This is a genomic window from Stomatobaculum sp. (genome assembly GCF_057248925.1).
In genome coordinates this window covers 18241-36078 of sequence record NZ_DBHIHF010000024.1, presented here as the reverse complement: position 1 = coordinate 36078, position 17838 = coordinate 18241, and the positions used below count along the sequence as shown (strand labels likewise).

Genomic DNA, 17838 nt, shown 5'->3' with positions numbered 1-17838 from the left:
ACGCGCGACCTTGCCAAGGTCGAGACCGCGGGTTCGAGTCCCGTCTATCGCTCTCTGAAAGAAGCGCCCTGCGGAAGCAGAGCGTTTTTCTGATTTGAATCAAAATCGGTTAAGCGGATTTGTCACATGAACTCCTATGACAACAATGATACGGTGCCTTTTTCGGAGGCAGTGATTTCACAGCGACCAAAGTTTTGTCACTTGAAGAGGGATTATTTTTCGGGGGGAGGGCTATGAATACAGTAACATATGTGGTATCGCTGCTCACGTTTTATCTCAAGGGAGAGATTAGAAGTGAGCAGAATTTTGTCGTGTTTCAGGAGCCGAATACGATTTTGGGCTTGGTTCCGCTGGGCAAGCACACGGACAGAATACCGGTGCATCAGATTGCGTCTGTGTCTACGAATTTTCGCTTGAAACTCGGAAAGTTAGTTTGCGGCATCCTGGCGTTTCTTTTCGGGTTTGGCCTATTCGGCCAGCCCGGCGGTTTTCTTCCGGGACTGATTATCTTAATTCTTGCCGTCAACTGGATTCTCGATGCATTTGAGATTGATTTAACGCTTATCACTACATCCGGCGCAGTGAAACGAATCGATTTCTTTATCTTTGATAAAGAGAAGGCGGTTCTTGCGGAGCAACAGATTCATGCGATGATTTCGAATCGAATGTCGGATACCAATGTTCGGGAACAAACGGACCGGGTCGTCGATGCGATCAATCGAAAAGGTCTGTGATGTAAAAGACGAAAAAGGACTCCCCTGCGCGGGGAGTTCTTTTTTTTTGCGCGAAGCGGAGAGCTCTGTTATACTGAACAACAGTGGTTGTGCTGGGATATCAGCAACGCGATAGGAAGGAAGCAGAGAGATTATGGAAGAAACGGGACTGGTACTGGAGGATTTTTTGCGCGTCAAGAACGGAAACGATGTGCGTGGCACGGTGATTGAGACCGCGGACGAGGAGATTACGCTGACTCCGGAGATGGTCAAGTGCATTGCGGCGGCCTTTGCCGACTATCTCTCGGACGACCCGGAGATGGACCGAGAGACACTTAGAATTGCCGTCGGGCACGACAGCCGCGTCTCCGCGGAGATGATGGAAGAAGCCTGCCTGGAAGGTCTCAGAGGCGTGCAGAGAAGCCGCTGCGGGCTCATCACGACACCGGCCATGTTCCAGTCGACTATACTGGATGAGGCTTCGTTTGACGGCGCCATCATGCTGACGGCAAGCCACCTCCCCTACCAGCGGAACGGCATGAAGTTCTTCACGGTGGGCGGTGCGCTCTCCGGAAAGGAGCTCGACGGCATTTTGCGGCGCGCTTACGAGATTTACGCGCCTGCTTCCGACTTTCCGTTGCGCGGCATCTATGCGGCCCATATGCGCGACATTATCTGCGAAGAGGCGGGCGGCGAAAAGGGCGACAGAGTGCTCGAAGGCCTGAAGATTGCGGTCGATGCCGGCAACGGCGCAGCCGGTTTCTTTGCGACCGAGATTCTCGAGCCGCTCGGCGCGGATGTGAGCGGCAGTGTGTTTCTTGCGCCGAACGGAAATTTCCCGAACCATGTGCCGAATCCCGAGGACAAGCGAGCCATGGACGCAGCAAAGCGCGCGGTACAGGCCTCGGGTTCGGACCTCGGCGTGATTTTTGACTGTGACGGCGACAGAGCTGCCGTGGTCTTTTCGGACGGCACGGAGGTAAACCGAAACAAGCTGATTGCACTGCTCGCTGCGATTGAAGCCGAGACGCATTCGCACGCGGTCATTGTGACCGATTCGGTGACCTCGGACGGCCTGACGCGCTTCCTCGAAGGGACGCTCGGGCTCCGGCATTTCCGCTATCGCCGAGGCTATAAGAATGTGATCGACAAGGGCTTCGAACTCACGATGAACGGCGAGGACTGCCCGCTCGCCATTGAGACTTCCGGTCACGGTGCCTTTGAGGAAAACCACTTTTCGGATGACGGCGCCTATATTGCGGCCAAGATCATCGGCCGCCTTGCTCTTCTCCGGAAGAAGGGGCATCGAATCGAGGACATGATTGCGGAGCTGCAGAATCCGGCGGAAGAAGAGGAACGGCGTTTCCAGATTCTCGATCCGGATTTCAAGACTTACGGCGCGGAAGTGCTCGCGCGTTTCCGGGATTACGTCGCGAAGGATGCGCGCTTTACTATAGTCGAGCCGAATTACGAGGGGGTCCGTGTGAGCTGCAGTGACAGTGCCGCAACCGGCTGGATTCTGCTTCGGCAGTCGCTGCACGATCCGGTGTTGCCGATGAACCTCGAGGCGGAAAACACAGGCGGCGTCGCAGAGCTCTGGGCGCGCGTTGCGCCTTTCTTTGCGGCCGATGACAAACTTGTGCAAAAATAAAATGAAAAATGCTTGACCTGCAAAAGAATTATGCTATACTAACCTTTAGTTGAGGCTAATCTTTGCTAGCAAACAAAAACCTGGAGCCCGCAGCAATGCGGGCTCTTCCTTGACACGGTAGTTAGTTGCGACAATACACGCGAAACCGGAAGGAGCGGGCTCATGAACGTAGTGATCATCGGCGGAAACGAGTGTATGGAGCGCCAGTATTGCGATCTCTGTACCAAGCACGGATGTAAGGCAAAGGTATTTTGCAAATTTAAGAACGGCATGCGGGACAGAATCGGTAAGCCTGATCTCATGATTCTGTTCACCCACACGGTTTCGCATAAGATGGTGCAATACGCCCTGAACTCGGCGGGCGAAGACACCTGCGTGGTGCGCTCGCACACGAGTTCCATGTCCTCGCTGAAGGGCATTCTCGCAGAGCACACGGCATAAGATTATGTCGGACGCATTTCTGGTCGAGCACTGTGCGCCGACTTTCGCCGGCCTTAAGACAGGAAATCTGTTTCGCATCTCGTATGCGGACATCGAGGTATTCCGCGAGGAGCTCCGTGAATTGAACGGCATCTTAAAGAGGAAAGGACTTCGTGCGGTGCCGGTGCGCATGACGGCGGAATTTGCCCTCGTCTACCTGTATCGTCCGGATTTCTTAAAGAGAGATCTAGGCTGCGAAGAGGCAGCACGTCTTCTTACATCTCTCGGCTATGAGCCCCAGAGCGTGAACCGTTCCGTTGCCTTTCTCGCGCGGATGATGCGGGAAAAGGAAGTGTTTCCGCATGAAGTGGGACTGTTTCTCGGCTATCCGCCGGAGGATGTTCTCGGCTTCATGAAGAGCAGCCGCGAGGGCGTGAAGTGTGTCGGCTGTTGGAAGGTCTACGGCGACGAAGCGAGAGCGCGGGCTGCTTTCTGGCGCTTTCAGCGCTGCCGGGAAGTGTTTGAGGAAAATGTGCAGCGCGGGCGGAAACTGGAAGCACTGATTGTCCGCTGCACAGCAAAGAGACAGGAAAATTACAGAACTTCGGGCGGCGAGAAAATCGCGTAAGTCCTATGCGCTCCGCAGACGGCGGAGAAAAATTCACAGAAAAAGGAGACTATCGAAATGAGCAAGGTCGCAGTGGTATTTTGGAGCGGAACCGGCAACACGCAGGCTATGGCAGAGGCTGTCGCCGAGGGTGCAAGAACCAAGGGCGCAGAGGTCACGGTGCTCGGCCCGAGCGAGTTCGGCGCAGACCAGGTCGCGCTCTACGATGCAATCGCATTCGGCTGCCCCTCGATGGGCGCAGAGGTCCTCGAGGAAGAGGAATTCGAGCCGATGTTCGCTTCGGTCGAAGGCGCATTGCACGGCAAGAAGATTGCCCTCTTTGGCTCCTGGGGCTGGGGCGGCGGTGCCTGGATGAACGACTGGGAGGCGAGATGCAATGACGCCGGCGTTCTGATGCAGCACGCACCGGTTATCTGCCAGGAAGCACCGGACGACGCGGCACTCGCAGAGTGCAGAGAGCTCGGCGCATCTCTGGTCTGAATTCCGTTTGTTGCAAAAGACCCCTCCTTCCTTTTTTACAAAGCAAACCCGCGCTGCGGCTCTCTCCGTAGCGCGGGTTTGCTTTTTCCGGCTTCGTCATTGCGATGCCTTCTGTCGCGTGATAGAATAGAAGCGTAGTGCAGATAGCACGAGAAAAGAGAGGAGAAACGTATGAGCAAGGTTGCAATTGTCTACTGGAGCGGTACGGGACACACAAAGAAGATGGCAGAGGCAGTGAAGGAAGGCGCAGAGAGCAAGGGCGCCGAGGTCACACTGTTCACACCGACCGCGTTTGATGCGACGAAGGTACCGCTCTTTGATGCAATCGCATTCGGCTGTCCGGCGTACGGCGCACAGATGGGCGCCGAGGTCCTCGAGGAACTCGAGTTCCAGCCGATGTTTGACAAGGTCAAAGGTGCGCTGCACGGCAAGAAGGTTGCTCTCTTCGGTTCCTGGGGCTGGGGCAACGGCGCATGGATGAATGACTGGGTGGCAGCCTGCAAGGAGGCGGGTGTTCTGATGCAGCACGAGCCGGTCATCTGCAAGGAAGATCCGGATGAGGCGGCACTCAAAGCTTGCAAGGAACTCGGCGCATCGCTTCTTTGAGCTTTCTGATAATGTTGACATAAGACGTTGAGATGTTCGAACCATCTCAACGTTTTTTTTATTGTCTTATGTCATTCTTTTCACAAAGAGATTGACAAATCTAATTCGTAAATTTAAAATCACTAAGTTGTAAGAGATAGATTCTTCTAACGAAGACCTTGAAGGAGGTTTGTATGCTGCCCTTAGCTTTTACGAATGCCGGAGATTATGTTGAAGTGGTTCGCGTCGGCGGAAATGACGAGGCAAAACAACACTTAAGCGACCTTGGCTTTGTGCCCGGTGCCTATGTGACGGTCATTTCGGCGCACGGCGGTGATATCATCGTCAATGTCAAGGATTCCAGACTCGCAATCACGCGGGAGATGGCGCAGAAGATTCAAGTGCAGCCTGCAGCGAAGAATTGAGTGCAGGAGAGGAGGCAGAGATGAAGACACTGAAAGACGTTCCGGTTGGCGAGAGCAGCGTGGTCGTGAAGATTCACGGCGAGGGCGCTCTCAGAAGACGCATTATGGACATGGGTATCACGAAGGGCACGGAAATCTATGTCCGCAAGGTGGCACCGCTCGGTGATCCGGTTGAGATCACGGTCAGAGGGTATGAGCTTTCGCTCCGCAAGGCGGACGCTGAAATTCTGGAAATGCAGTAAGGAAAGAAGGGGGATTTAGATGGCAATTAAGATTGCACTGGCAGGAAATCCAAACTGCGGTAAGACAACGCTGTTCAATGACCTGACCGGAAGCACCCAGTACGTCGGCAACTGGCCGGGTGTTACGGTCGAGAAGAAAGAGGGCCGCTTAAAGGGGCACAAGGATGTCATCATCCAGGACTTACCCGGTATTTATTCGCTGAGTCCGTATACGCTCGAGGAAGTGGTCACCAGAAACTATCTCGTGACGGAGAAGCCGGATGCCATTCTGAATATCATCGACGGCACCAATATCGAGCGAAACCTGTATCTCACGACCCAGTTGTTAGAGATCGGTCTTCCGACTGTCATCGCTGTCAACATGATGGATCTCGTGAAGAAGAACGGCGATGAGCTGAACTTAAAGAAGCTCTCGGAAGAGCTCGGTTGCCCGGTGGTTGAGATGAGTGCACTGAAGGGCGAGTCCACGAAGGACGCCGCAGAACTCTGTTTGAAACTCGCCGAGGAACACAGAAGAGGTGAGCTTCCGCATGTCTTTACGGGTTCCGTGGAGCATGCGATTGCGCACATCGAGGAGTCGATTGAGAGTAAGGTTGATCCGGTCAACCTCCGCTGGTTTGCAATCAAGTTCTTTGAGCGCGACGAGAAGGCAATCGAAAAGGTGCAGCTCGACGCTGCGACGAAGCAGCACATTGAGCAGCACATCAAGGATTGCGAGAAAGAAATGGATGACGACTCCGAGTCGATTATCACGAACCAACGCTACGAGTACATTCAGAAGGTTGTTGCGGACTGCGTGAAGAAAAAGGCAGTCAAAGGTCAGCTCACGACTTCGGATAAGATTGACCACATTGTCACAAACCGCTTCCTGGCGTTGCCCATCTTTGCGTTTATCATGTGGTTTGTTTACTTCATCTCGGTTACTGCAATCGGTAAGCCACTCACAGACTGGACGAATGATGTCTTCTTCGGCGAGATTGTGACGAATGCCGCAAATAACTTCATTGCAACCTTCCACCTCGCAGACTGGCTCCAGAGCTTGATTGTCGACGGTATCATCGGCGGCGTCGGCACGGTCCTCGGCTTTGTGCCGCAGATGGTAATTCTGTTCTTCTTCCTGTCCTTCCTCGAGGACTCGGGCTACATGGCGCGTGTCGCGTTCATCATGGACCGCGTGTTCCGTCGCTTCGGTCTCTCCGGTAAGTCCTTCATCCCGATGCTGGTCGGCACGGGCTGCGGCGTTCCGGCTATCATGGCGTCCAGAACCATTGAGAACGAGAAAGACAGACGTATGACCATCATTCTCTCGACCTTCCTGCCCTGCTCGGCGAAGATGGAAATTGTCGCGATGATGGCACTGACTTTCTTTCCGACCAACCACTTTGTGGCGCCGGGTATGTACTTCCTCGGCCTTGCCATCGTGATTCTCTCCGGTATCGCGCTGAAGAAGATGAATTACTTCGCGGGCGATCCGGCTCCGTTCGTCATGGAACTCCCGGCTTACCACATGCCGTCCTTCAAGGGTGTCATGATTCACGTCTGGGAGAGAGCAAAGGCCTTCATGATTAAGGCCGGCACGATTATCTTCATCGTCTGCGTGCTGCTCTGGGTGCTCATGCACTTCAACACCTCGTTCCAGTATGTCGCGGACAATCTGGATGACAGCATTCTGAAGGTCATCGGTGAGGCAATTGCTGTCATCTTCGCGCCGCTCGGCCTCGGCAACTGGCAGGCTGCAGTCGCGACCGTCAGCGCGGAGCTCGCAAAGGAGCAGGCGACCGGTACCCTCGGTATACTCGCACATGCGACATCCGACGGCAAGGCGGATGTCTCTGCGGCTATCTTCAACATGTTTGACGGCAGTCAGCTGAAGGGTCTCACATTCCTGCTTCTCAACATCTTTGACGCACCTTGCCTGGTTGCAATCGCAACTGGGTTCCGTGAGCAGGGGCAGGCGAAGTGGGGCTGGATTACCTTCGGTTTCCAGATGGGACTCGGCTATTGCCTCTCGCTCTGCGTGTTCCAGCTCGGAACGCTCGCACAGGGCGGCAGCTTTACCTTCTGGACCGCAGTCGCAATTCTTCTGGTGCTTGCCGCACTCTACTTCATTTTCCGTCCGGCACCGAAGCACGTGAAGAAGGAAAATGTGAGTGCCGTTCGCGCAAACGCATAAAGTCAAATGTAACGTACGCTGACCGGTCTCTGTCGTCTCCTTGGAGAGCGGCAGAGAAGCGGCGGCGGAGATTCATTTCCGTTCCGTCAGGAAAGGAGGAAAATTACAATGAATCCGGCAACTGTTATTGTATTTCTTATTTTGCTCGTCTTAATCGGCCTTGCGGTCCGTTATTGCATGCGCCACGGTTCCTGTGACGCCTGCAGCGGTTCCTGCGGCAGCGGTCACGGCAGCGGCCATCACTGCGCGCCGACAGGTTGCTCGAGCTGCTCTCACCTCGAAGAGGAGAAGGCGGCTGTACCGGAGCGCTTCCGTCTGAAGAAGTGAGCAATGTTTCATCTGTAAGTCAGGAGGTAGAACTATGGTCAAAAATATCATTCGGATTGACGGCATGGCCTGCAGCATGTGCGAGGCGCATGTGAGCGATGCGATTCGGAAGCAGTTTCCGGATGCCAAGAAGGTGAGTGCATCCCACGGGAAGAAGGAGGCGAGTTTCGTCACCGAGACACCCGCGGATGAAGCGACCGTCAAAAAGATGATCGATGAAACCGGCTACCACTACGAGAGCCTCCGCACGGAGCTCTACGAGAAAAAGGGATTCTTTGGTCTCTTCGGTTGAAACAAGAAAAAAGGACAGCGCCCGCCCGGGTTATCGGGCGGGCGCTTTTTACGATGCGGTATCAGGCAAATCACAAGCCGCTCCCGCAATTCGGCGTTTAGGACATAGCCTGTAGGAAATCAGAGGCGGTTGCGGATTCGGCAGCGTTTTTCCGCGCGTGGAAAAGTCCCACGAAATTTGTTACACTGGAACGAAAGAGCGGAGGTGTTGTCATGACAGAAAAAAAAGAACTGCGGAAGCGCTGCATCGAGAAGATGAATGCGCTGCCGCAGGACTATTGCCGCGAGGCGGACGGGAAAATCTTTTCGGCTGTTCTCGGCCTGCCCGAATACAGAAACGCAAAAACAGTTTTTTGCTTTGTCGGCATGCAGGCGGAGATTCAGACAGCTAGCTTGATTGAGGAAATGCTTCGCGCGGGCAAGCGGGTCGCCGTGCCGCGCTGCGCGGGCAAGGGCGTGATGCACGCCCATGTAATCCGCAGTCTCGCGGAACTGCGCCCGGGAACCATGGGTATCCTTGAGCCCTCGGCGGAGGCGCCGGTGCTAGCGCCCGAAGAGTTGGATTTGATTCTCCTCCCCTGCGTGAGTGCGAGCCGGTCGGGCGAACGCCTCGGTTACGGCGGCGGTTTTTACGACCGCTATCTGCCGAAGACAAAGGCCTTTCGCGCGCTCTTAATTCGGGAGCGCCTGCTCTCCGACGACATTCCGCGCGAAGCACATGACCAGCCGGTGGACGCTGTTATTACCGAGGCCGGAGTTTTCCGGAGAACTCAGAGCGAGAACGAGGGCGTGTCCTGAATGGAGCGGAAATAGGTCTCCGCTTTGCAAAGATTCTCCTCGTTGCCGCTTAGCTGTAAGAGCACACTGCCTTCCGCGCCGAGGACGCCGCCGGCTGCGAGCAGAGTTGCCCGGACGGAAAAGAGATCCCGGACAGCGTCGAGCTCGGTGTAAATGTCGCCGCAGCTTTCCATAAGGCGGAGTCCCTTCTGTCCGCTCCGGTTTGCGAGGCGCGCCAGTTCGGAGATGGGGCGCTCCACGCGCTTCTCAAGGCCGACCGGGTGAATGAGGCGGGTGCGACGTCCGACTGCGACACTTGTAATCGGAATGATGGTGCCGCCGACCGGGCTTGCGATCAGGATACCGGCGGTGCGGCTCTCGAGGTGAATCGCATTGGCGCCTTTCAGGATGATGTCGTCCGGGCCGAGGGTATCTACCACATCAAAAATGGTCTTGCCCTCGAGGCGCTGACCTTCTTTTACGATGAAGTCCGCCGTCTGCGGGGGTGTGGGATTCGAGACCTGTTCATTGCCGCGCTGCAGGCCGCGGTGAAAACCCTTCGGCGAGAAGGGAAGCGAGAGAGCCGCCGCAATCGACGCAGCGACCTGTGCGTTGGTGCTGCCGAGAATCACAACGAGGCAGTGGTGCTTTGCGGCTTCGAGGATTGCGGAGTCGGCCGCGAGGGCGTCGCCGAGCAGGCGCTTGCCCATGGCGACTGTGAGGAGAACCTGTCTGCCGGAATCGGTATTTGTCATAGGGAACACTCCTTTCTGTTTTTTAGAGTATAGCATGTTTTTTAGGAGGGCGTATGCAGCTTGATCACAGTCTCTTTTACCATCTGGACCACTACGAGTACGGCGAGGCCTATTACGGCAGTTACCAGTCGGTTTACTACCGCCTCGGCATCGAGCCGCTTGAGAATGTGCACTGGACGCCTGTCGATAAGAGAGCGCCCCACACGCTTCGCGCCTATGTCTGGGAAGGACCTTATTCCTACCACGACACGGAAGAGGAGAAGCGGTATCGGGATTTTCCGTACAGCGCAGAGGGCCTCGAAGAGGCCATCACCTGGATCGAAGAGCAGTGTGACAACGCAAAACCGCTCCGGCTTTAAACCGGAGCGGTTTTTTTGTGCTGATTCGAGTTTATTCGTTTCGCATTGCCGCGAGCGGACTTAAGCGCATTGCGCGTTTTGCCGGGAGGTAACCGGCGGCCGCGCCGATGAAAATCGCAAAGACAATCGCAAAGAGTGCGAGCCAGGGCGGAATATAGGAGATGGATCCGCCTTCCGCATTCTGGTAGAAGACGGAGAGCTGTTCGTTGCCGCCCTGTGCCGCGAGAAAGTTGATGAGTAGCGAAATCAGGAGACTCAGGACCGTGCCGATGATACCGCCCAGCAGGCCGATGAAACCGGATTCGACGAGAAAGAGGTCGCGGATGTTGGTCATCTCGCAGCCGAGAACCTTCATGACGCCGATTTCCCGCGTTCTCTCGTAGATGGACATCATCATCGTGTTGATGATGCCGATGGCCGCGACGAGAAGCGAGACCGCACCGATGCCGCCGAGCACGGCCTGGACCATGCCGGTGAACTGCTTGGACTGCTCGAGCCATTCCATATTGGAGTCCGCCTGATAGCCGAGCTCCGCAATCTTTTTCTGCACTTCGGAGACGTGGTTCATGTCGTCCACAAAGACATAAGCCTGCGAATAGACATAGTAGTCGACCGGCTTGCCTTTTTTGTTGAGCTTCGGCTCCGGCACCAGATACTTCCGGTAGCGCTGCTTCAGAAAGTTTTTCAGCGTGTCAATGTCGCAGTAGACCGAATAGCTGTAGCTGTTATAGCCGCTGCTGCCGCCGTCCAGAATGCCTGCCGTGTCCAGAATGTACTTCTTCTGGGGCTTATCGGAGGTCTCGGTTGCGACCGAGGCCGGCGCGGCCGCAGCGGAAGCACCGCCGCCGGAAGTGCCGCTGTTGCTGGTGTTATTCTTTGGCGCGGGCTTATAGCCCTCGGGAAAGATGTAAAAGATGGTGTCCTTCAGCGGGTCAATGTGCACATCGCCGCCGTTGCCGCCGCCGAAGTTTGCCGAGCTGTTTTTGGAGACTTTGTAAAAGTTATCCTGAAAATGGTTGCCGTAGAGCAGGCTCAGAGTATCCGTGTTTGCGGGCGGCAGAGTTCCGGATTTTAAAGGCAGTTCCTTCAAGAAATGCTGGGAGACACCGGTCAGGGACAAGTATCCCTCGTAGGGGCCGCATTTCGCTGTCACGGATGCGTCCAGCTGCGGGCTCACATCGTCCACATGTGCGAGCTGTTTCAGCTGCTTGATGGTGTCATCGGTAATCTCGGTCTCGTTGCCCTTCTGGTTAAAGGAGTAGACGGTAATTGTCTTCATCGAGCCCGCGGACTCATAAAGCTGTCTCGTCTGGCGGCTCATACCGAGGCCGAGGCTCATCATCACAAGAATCGAGGAGGTGCCGATGATGACGCCGAGCACTGTCAAAACCGTTCTTGTCTTTCGCCGGAAGAGATTCCGGAGGGCGAGCGAGAGAAGATCTCCGAACTTCATGCCGCATCGCCTCCGTCAGCCTTCTTCTTGCGGAATTTGCGGATGCCGACGCCCGCAGCGATTGCGGCGACCGGAATCAGGAGCAGCGGGAGCGGAGACGGCTTTTTGACCGGTTTCTTTTCCGTGTCGGCATCGGTGACAGGGACATCGGGGGCAGGCTCGGTGACGGCGAGTGTGAGTTTCTGTTCCTCCTTGGTCACATTGCCGTTTACATCCTCATACTGAATGGTCATCGTGATATTGTCTTCGTCGCTGCTCGCCTTCACGCCGCCAAGCATCGCATCGACGCTTCCGCTGTCGCCGGACTTGATATTGCCGAGGTAGGCGCCGGTTTTCTTGATGGCATCGCCCTCAAAGTTCACCTGCACATTGTAGAGCATTACGCGGCCGGTGTTGTTCAGATTGAACATCACATTGCTCTCCTTGCCGACCTCAATGCTGTCGGGCGAGAGTTCCGGCGTGGAAATCGAATAGCGCGCCACCTGGAAGACCGGAATATCGAGCGTCAGCTTGTCCTCCGCGTTTTTAAAGGCGGGGGAGTCAAACTTTTCGTTCAAGGTGAGCGTATAGGAGCGGGGATCCACGCCCGCGGAGGCTTCCATCGCGAGGCGCAGTTCCTTGGATTCTCCGGCTTTCAGACTGTTGATGACAAAAGAGCCGGAGCCGGCATCCATCGAGAAGACCGAAGAGTTGTCGACTTTCTCGGACTCCGCAGAGAGGAGAATATTGCTCGCCGAGATATCGCCCGAGGCGTTTTTCACGCTGAGCACGAGCGTAAACGGCTGGCCGGCAAAGACTTTCTCGGGCTCGGTCCGATAGCCGTCGAGGATGATGCGGGCCTTCTGGCGATCGTTCGCGTTGAAGTCGCCCTGCTTATTGTCCTCTGCCGGGGGCTGCTCGACCATCGAGGGGTTATTGATGCGCACATAGCTCACATAAGTTTCCTGGTAGGAGACCGTCGCATCGGGCGTCAGCTTATAGCTCACGGTGTAGCTCAGCGGGTAGTAGCCGTTCGCCGCATTCTGCATAATCGCCATCGAGTAGTCGGCGCTCAGCACTTCATCCGGCTGGGCGGTCTCGAAGTTCCGGTCGTAGTTCGCGTCGTTCAGATTGAACGGGAAACCGGTTGCGGCCTGAGACTTGTTCTGCGCGGTCGCCTGCAGTGAAGCGCCGTCCGCGAGCGCGGTGTTCATGTGTACCTGAATGCGGTACAGCGGCACCTTGCGCTGGTTCCGGAACTTTAAGCTGTAGTTCATGACGCCGGGCGCGGTGCCGACCGGTGTCTCCTGGCCCTCGCCGAGCGCAAAGCTCTTGTCGCCGGTTGCGGTCGAGGGATTTGCAACCTCGCCCGAAGCCTTGATGTAGACATTGATGAATTCAACCTGCATGGGGCCGCGGAAATCCGCGGTGTTGCTGCCCGGCAGCGCGTAGTAGAACGCAATCGGGACGCCGTAGTAGCCTTCTTTTGCGTCGGCGCGCACGGTGACATGCAAGGTCACGGTCTTATACTCGCCGGCTTTCAGCGAGGCAAAGCGGTTTTCCTCGGTGAAGGTCGTCGCATTGATTTCAAAGGGATAGTTGCCGCCGTCCACGGTGAAAGCCGAATTGCCGCCGTAGGCCTTGTCGATGCCGGATTTCTGACCGGCTCTCCAGGCGTCGTAGAGCTCGCTCTCATCGTCCTTGTCGTAGGGATTCTTCTGGTCCGTCGTGTTCTGATCCGGGTCCTTGTCCTGCTTCAGATAGTTCTGGTCGTTCGAGAGGCGGACAATGACATTCTGAATCTCGGCGGTCTTCGGGTTCTTCATGCCGCTCGTATTGTTATAGCCGACGCGGAAACTCAAATTCATGTCCTGACCGGGATAACCGACCTGCAGTTCGTTGGCGTCGTGCACAAAGGTGTTGAGATTGGTGTTGACATAGGAGGCCTGTGCCGTGCGAGGCGGCAACAGGAAAAAGAGTAACAGCGAGAGCGTTACCTCCAGCGCCAGGACGCGGAGCAGGAGAGATGTTTTTTGAAGTTTAGTCTGCATGAGTAAATCCTTTCCGTTCTACAATCTTGCCGTCGACAATGCGTATCTGCTGGTCGGCGCGCGCTGCGATCGAGTTATCGTGTGTGACCATGACGAGGGTCACATGCTGTTCCCGGACGATGTCCCGGAGCAGCGAGAGCACTTCTTCCGTCGTGCGGGAGTCGAGGTTGCCGGTCGGCTCGTCGGCGAAGATGAGTTCCGGTTTGCTCGCGAGCGCGCGGGCTATGCCGACACGCTGCTGCTGGCCGCCGGACATCTGCCCCGGCATGTGCAGCGCCTGATCCAGGATGCCGATGCGCTCCATATAGGTGCGCGCGGTGCGCTGTCTTTCTTCCTTGTCGACGCCGCGGAACAAGAGCGGGAGGGCCACATTTTCCTCGGCATTCATCGTGGGAATCAGGCCGTAACTCTGGAAAATAAAGCCGACATGGTTCCGCCGAAAGCGCACCAGCTGCTGCTCATTCATCTTTTCGAGCTTCTCGCCGAGTATGTGAATGCTGCCGCTGCTCGGCGGTTCGAGGCCGGCGAGCAGGTTCAGACAGGTGGATTTTCCGGAACCCGAGGTGCCTACAATCGCGAGAAAGCGCCCCGGCTCGAGGTCGAAGCTGATGCCGTCCAGCGCGTGTACGTCGCTGTCGCCGACACGGTATATTTTTTTTAAATCGCGCACGGAAATAATCGGTTCTGCCAAATGATGATTCCTCCTCTCATGCGTGCGTTTCGGCCGCCGTATCCGCTTGCCGTGCGGAACGAAAACCGATCCTTGTCTTAGCTTAGAGTAGCGCCTCGAGAAAAACAAGGAAGATTTTCTTGCAAAAAACAGCATATCGGCATTTGTGCCGTAAGATATGCGGCGTGTTGCGGCGGCAGTCTGTATTTGTCTGGTCTAAAAGAAGATAGCATGGTATAATCGACCGGAAAGATAGACAAATCATCTCTTTCACCTAGAAAGACGCAAAAAAGCGCGAAAGGTTTCAGGAGGGACTATGAAAAACTGGAAGAAATCGGTAGTCGCGGCAGCGACAGCGCTGCTGCTCGGTGTGAGCCTGATGGGCTGCGGCGCAAAGAAGGCGGAGAGCGGTGCGGCGGAGAGCGCTACGACAGCCTCTGCCACGGCAGAGAGTGCGTCGGCAACCGGCACGGCGGCGGAAAGCGCTGCGGCGGCTAAGACAGAAGCGGGGGCGGGACTCCGGGTCGGCGCCCTGAAGGGACCGACCGCGATGGGGCTTGCCGCGCTGATGCAGGAGAGTCAGGACGGCAAGAGCGAGGGCAGCTATCAGTTCACGGTTGCGGCGCAGCCCGATGAGATTGCGGCGAAGATTGTCTCGGGCGATCTCGACATCGCCCTGCTTCCGGCCAATATGGCAGCGGCGCTCTACAATAAGACGGAGGGAAAGATTGCGGTCTTAAACATCAACACGCTCGGCGTGCTCTACTGCGTGACCGGGGACGAGAACATTCACAGCGTGAAGGATCTCGCAGGCAAGACGGTGCTCACGACCGGACAGGGCGCGACGCCCGAGTACGTGCTCCGCTATTTGTTGCAGGAGAACGGCGTCACGGACTGCACGCTCGAGTTTAAGTCCGAGCCGACCGAGATTGCTTCGGCGCTCGCGGCGGATCCCGCGGCGATTGCCGTGCTCCCGCAGCCCTTTGTGACAGTCGCGGAAGCAAAGAATGACAAATTGAAGACGGCTTTTTCGCTGAGTGACAGCTGGGATGCGCTGAACAACGGCTCCCGCCTCGTGACAGGGGTCACGGTGGTGAGACAGGAAGTTCTCAAGGCACAGCCGGACGCTGTTAAGACCTTCGGCGAAGAGCAGGCGAGAAGCGCGGCGACGGCGGTACAGGATCCGGCGGCAGCGGCAAAGGCAATTGTCGCCTTCGGCATTCTGGAAAACGAAGGCATCGCGAAAAAGGCGCTGCCCGCCTGCAACATCACGAATCTGGACGGCGCGGAGATGAAGCAGGCGCTCTCCGGCTATCTGCAGGTTCTGTACAGCGCAGATCCGAAGGCAGTCGGCGGTAAGCTGCCGGATGACGCGTTCTACGTCGCGGCGGAGTGAGCGGATTGATTAGCGCAATCCGAAGCGTGTTGCTGCGCGACAGCAAAGAGCCGCTCAGATGGCTGTTCTGGCTTCTGCTCTGGGAGGCCGCGGCGAGGCTGATCGGCGACAAGTTTCTGCTGGTAGGACCGGTCGAGACCGTACGGACGCTCGTGAATATGGCAGGGACGCCCGCATACTGGCAGGCGGTCGGAAATTCTTCGCTTCGTATTCTCGGCGGCTTTTTGCTTGGCGCGGTGCTCGGCACGGTTTTGGCGGCGGCGGCGCACGCGAGAAGGGGACTCAGATGGATTCTGGGTCCCCTTGTCAATGTGATCAAGGCGGTTCCGGTCGCAAGCTTTGTCGTGCTGCTCTTACTCTGGGTCGGAAATCGCAACGCCTCCCTTTTTATTTGTTTCTTTGTTTCCCTGCCGGTTTTTTATCTCAACACACTCGGCGGCCTCGGCGCCGTGCCGGGCGATCTCCTCGAAGTCGCAAGGCTCTATGGACTGGCGCGCGGCACAAGGATTCAGGCGCTGTATCTGCCGGTGCTTTCTCCTTTCCTCGAGAGCGCCCTGAGCCTCTCGGTCGGCGTGAGTTTCAAGGCCGGTGCTGCCGCGGAGCTGATCGGACAGCCGGCGCTTTCGCTCGGGAACGGGCTGTACCGCGCCAAAATTTATCTGGAGACCGGCGAAATATTTGCCTGGACACTCAGCATTGTGCTGCTCGCCGGTCTCGCGGAGGCAGTGCTTCGGTTTTTCCTCCGCGCGCTCTGCGGGCGCGGGCGGTACCGTGCAGATGGTACGCCGAAAAGGACAAGATAGCGCGTGGCATTTTTGGGCGAATATGGTAAAATAATGTGACTGTAATCTAGGAGGAAAGCGATGATTAACAACGACGAGGCACTGATCCAAACAAGGCATCTGGTGCTGGAAGAGACCTGCCGTCTCGCCTGGAACGATCAGCTGGATGAAGCGCACAAAGAGGAGATGGTTTATAAAATCATCCCGGGTCCGAAGCCGGCAATCGGAAGATGTTGCATTTATAAAGAGAGAGAGATTGTGCGCCACCGGACGAGACTTGCCTGCGGCGAGAATCTGTTGGAAAATCGGGATTCCAAGAATGAAGTGCAGGTCATCAAGCCGGCCTGCGACGAGTGTCCGCTCTCGAGCTATACCGTCACGGACAACTGTCGTCTCTGTCTCGGCAAGGCCTGTCTGTCGTCCTGCCATTTCGGTGCGGTGACCATCGGAGAATTCCGCTCTCACATCGATTCGAAGAAGTGCAAGGAGTGCGGCATGTGCGCGCAGAACTGTCCGTACGGTGCTATCGTGCACCTCGTTCGCCCCTGCAAGAAGGCCTGCCCGGTCGATGCGATTACCTATGATGAGTACGGCTTCTGCGTCATTGACGAGCAGAAGTGCATTGAGTGCGGCCGTTGCATCCACAGCTGCCCCTTCGGTGCAATCAGCGCAAAGAGCTATCTGGTCAATGTGATTCAGGAAATCAAGGCGGGCAAGGAGGTCATTGCGATGTGCGCGCCCGCGACCGAAGGACAGTTCGGCGAAAAAATCGGCATGGCTTCGATTCGCAACGCGCTGAAGAAAATCGGCTTTGCGGATATGGTCGAGGTCGGTCTCGGCGGCGATATGACGGCTGCCTATGAGGCGCTTGAGTGGTCGGAGGCGAGAAAAGAAGGCAAGAAGATGACGACATCGTGCTGCCCGGCTTTCATCAACCTCTTAAAGAAGCATTTCCCGCAGCAGTATGAGGAGAATATGTCCACGACGGTCTCCCCGATGTGTGCGGTGTCCCGCTATCTGAAAGCGACGCACCCGGGTTGTGTGACAGTCTTCATCGGTCCCTGCGTCGCGAAGAAGTCCGAGTCGGCGGACAAGTCGGTTCCGGACAATGCGGACTATGTCATGACCTACGGTGAGTTCAATGCTTTCCTCCGCTCGGCGGATGTTCAACTGGAGCCGGAGGAAACCGAGCGGCAGGAGGCTTCGATTTTCGGCAAGCGCTTTGCAACCTCGGGCGGCGTCGCAAATGCGGTGCTCGAGTGCATGAGCGAGCGCGGCGAGGATGTCTCCGAAATTAAACTGCTCCGCTGCGCCGGCGGTGCGGAGTGCAAGAAGGCGCTCCAGCTCTTAAAGCTCGGCAGAGTCGCGGAGGACTTTATCGAAGGCATGGCCTGCCCGGGCGGCTGCGTCGGCGGACCGTCGAAACACAAGACGGAAATTGAAATCAAGCGGTCCCGCGAGACGCTCTTAAAGCGCGCGGACGACAGAAAGGTGCTCGACAACCTGAAAAACTATCCGATGGAGAAGTTCTCGATGCACCGCGACGGACACAAAGATCTGGAGGAGCTGAAGCGCGTCGAGGGCGAAGCTTAAATGGCAGGGGAGAAGCGCTGAGTGGTTCAGCGCTTCTTTTCGAACTGCGGACTTTGTCTGTGTTTCCGCGAACACAGGATACGGAATT

At 56.4% G+C, this 17838-nt stretch carries 20 protein-coding genes; 16 read left to right on the top strand and 4 right to left on the bottom strand.

The window, feature by feature from the left end; genetic code table 11:
- Positions 1–233: 233 nt before the first annotated feature.
- The 12 genes from ACO4XG_RS09000 (at position 234) to ACO4XG_RS08945 (ending at position 8733) form a co-directional block, all read left to right on the top strand.
- The gene (locus ACO4XG_RS09000; RefSeq protein WP_308508050.1) at positions 234–734 is read left to right on the top strand and encodes a hypothetical protein; all 501 of its coding nucleotides are present in this window, start codon (positions 234–236) and stop codon (positions 732–734) included.
- A gap of 133 nt (positions 735–867) precedes the next feature.
- A complete protein-coding gene (locus ACO4XG_RS08995; RefSeq protein ID WP_308508049.1) occupies positions 868–2364 on the top strand; it encodes a phosphohexomutase domain-containing protein in 1497 nt (498 codons plus the stop codon).
- A gap of 162 nt (positions 2365–2526) precedes the next feature.
- A complete protein-coding gene (locus ACO4XG_RS08990; protein WP_009531838.1) occupies positions 2527–2805 on the top strand; it encodes a DUF2325 domain-containing protein in 279 nt (92 codons plus the stop codon).
- A gap of 4 nt (positions 2806–2809) precedes the next feature.
- Complete coding sequence (locus tag ACO4XG_RS08985; RefSeq protein WP_308508048.1) at positions 2810–3412, top strand: DUF3793 family protein; 603 nt, start codon at positions 2810–2812, stop codon at positions 3410–3412.
- A 57-nt stretch (positions 3413–3469) separates the two neighbouring features.
- A complete protein-coding gene (locus tag ACO4XG_RS08980; RefSeq protein WP_009531840.1) occupies positions 3470–3892 on the top strand; it encodes a flavodoxin in 423 nt (140 codons plus the stop codon).
- A 171-nt stretch (positions 3893–4063) separates the two neighbouring features.
- The gene (locus ACO4XG_RS08975; protein WP_308508047.1) at positions 4064–4498 is read left to right on the top strand and encodes a flavodoxin; all 435 of its coding nucleotides are present in this window, start codon (positions 4064–4066) and stop codon (positions 4496–4498) included.
- A gap of 173 nt (positions 4499–4671) precedes the next feature.
- Entirely contained in the window at positions 4672–4902 is a 231-nt protein-coding gene (locus ACO4XG_RS08970) for a FeoA family protein (protein WP_009531842.1), read from the top strand.
- Between the two features lie 20 nt (positions 4903–4922).
- Positions 4923–5144 (top strand): FeoA family protein, encoded by a 222-nt coding sequence (locus tag ACO4XG_RS08965; protein ID WP_009531843.1) that lies wholly within the window; start codon positions 4923–4925, stop codon positions 5142–5144.
- A 19-nt stretch (positions 5145–5163) separates the two neighbouring features.
- Complete coding sequence (feoB, locus tag ACO4XG_RS08960; RefSeq protein ID WP_308508046.1) at positions 5164–7317, top strand: ferrous iron transport protein B; 2154 nt, start codon at positions 5164–5166, stop codon at positions 7315–7317.
- Between the two features lie 108 nt (positions 7318–7425).
- On the top strand, positions 7426–7644 hold the full coding sequence (locus ACO4XG_RS08955) for a hypothetical protein (RefSeq protein WP_308508045.1): 219 nt from the start codon (positions 7426–7428) through the stop codon (positions 7642–7644).
- A gap of 34 nt (positions 7645–7678) precedes the next feature.
- Positions 7679–7936, top strand: coding sequence for a heavy-metal-associated domain-containing protein (locus tag ACO4XG_RS08950; protein ID WP_308508044.1), 258 nt, complete (start codon positions 7679–7681; stop codon positions 7934–7936).
- Between the two features lie 212 nt (positions 7937–8148).
- Complete coding sequence (locus ACO4XG_RS08945) at positions 8149–8733, top strand: 5-formyltetrahydrofolate cyclo-ligase (protein WP_308508043.1); 585 nt, start codon at positions 8149–8151, stop codon at positions 8731–8733.
- On the opposite strand, the gene ACO4XG_RS08940 is transcribed toward ACO4XG_RS08945, so the two are convergent.
- Positions 8706–9467 (bottom strand): KH domain-containing protein, encoded by a 762-nt coding sequence (locus ACO4XG_RS08940; protein WP_308508042.1) that lies wholly within the window; start codon positions 9465–9467, stop codon positions 8706–8708. The two genes, ACO4XG_RS08945 and ACO4XG_RS08940, sit on opposite strands and share 28 nt — an antisense overlap.
- A 53-nt stretch (positions 9468–9520) precedes the next feature.
- Between ACO4XG_RS08940 and ACO4XG_RS08935 the strand changes: the two genes are divergently transcribed.
- The gene (locus ACO4XG_RS08935; RefSeq protein ID WP_009531849.1) at positions 9521–9826 is read left to right on the top strand and encodes a hypothetical protein; all 306 of its coding nucleotides are present in this window, start codon (positions 9521–9523) and stop codon (positions 9824–9826) included.
- A 31-nt stretch (positions 9827–9857) separates the two neighbouring features.
- Here ACO4XG_RS08935 and ACO4XG_RS08930 read toward each other — a convergent pair whose 3' ends face one another.
- From ACO4XG_RS08930 to ACO4XG_RS08920, 3 genes are read right to left on the bottom strand one after another with little or no spacing between them, the layout of a single operon-like run.
- On the bottom strand, positions 9858–11279 hold the full coding sequence (locus ACO4XG_RS08930; protein WP_308508041.1) for an ABC transporter permease: 1422 nt from the start codon (positions 11277–11279) through the stop codon (positions 9858–9860).
- Positions 11276–13309: a COG1361 S-layer family protein gene (locus tag ACO4XG_RS08925; RefSeq protein WP_308508040.1), complete on the bottom strand. Its 2034-nt coding sequence runs from the start codon at positions 13307–13309 to the stop codon at positions 11276–11278. Before ACO4XG_RS08925 ends, ACO4XG_RS08930 begins: the two co-directional genes overlap by 4 nt.
- Positions 13299–14000, bottom strand: coding sequence for an ABC transporter ATP-binding protein (locus ACO4XG_RS08920; RefSeq protein ID WP_308508039.1), 702 nt, complete (start codon positions 13998–14000; stop codon positions 13299–13301). Before ACO4XG_RS08920 ends, ACO4XG_RS08925 begins: the two co-directional genes overlap by 11 nt.
- 295 nt (positions 14001–14295) lie before the next feature.
- Between ACO4XG_RS08920 and ACO4XG_RS08915 the strand changes: the two genes are divergently transcribed.
- From ACO4XG_RS08915 to ACO4XG_RS08905, 3 genes are read left to right on the top strand one after another with little or no spacing between them, the layout of a single operon-like run.
- Positions 14296–15375 carry an ABC transporter substrate-binding protein gene (locus ACO4XG_RS08915; RefSeq protein ID WP_308508038.1) on the top strand — a complete coding sequence of 360 codons (1080 nt, stop codon included), beginning with the start codon at positions 14296–14298 and terminating at the stop codon, positions 15373–15375.
- A 5-nt stretch (positions 15376–15380) separates the two neighbouring features.
- A complete protein-coding gene (locus tag ACO4XG_RS08910) occupies positions 15381–16178 on the top strand; it encodes an ABC transporter permease (protein ID WP_308508037.1) in 798 nt (265 codons plus the stop codon).
- Positions 16179–16238: 60 nt separating this feature from the next.
- On the top strand, positions 16239–17750 hold the full coding sequence (locus ACO4XG_RS08905; RefSeq protein ID WP_308508036.1) for a 4Fe-4S dicluster domain-containing protein: 1512 nt from the start codon (positions 16239–16241) through the stop codon (positions 17748–17750).
- Positions 17751–17838: the final 88 nt, after the last annotated feature.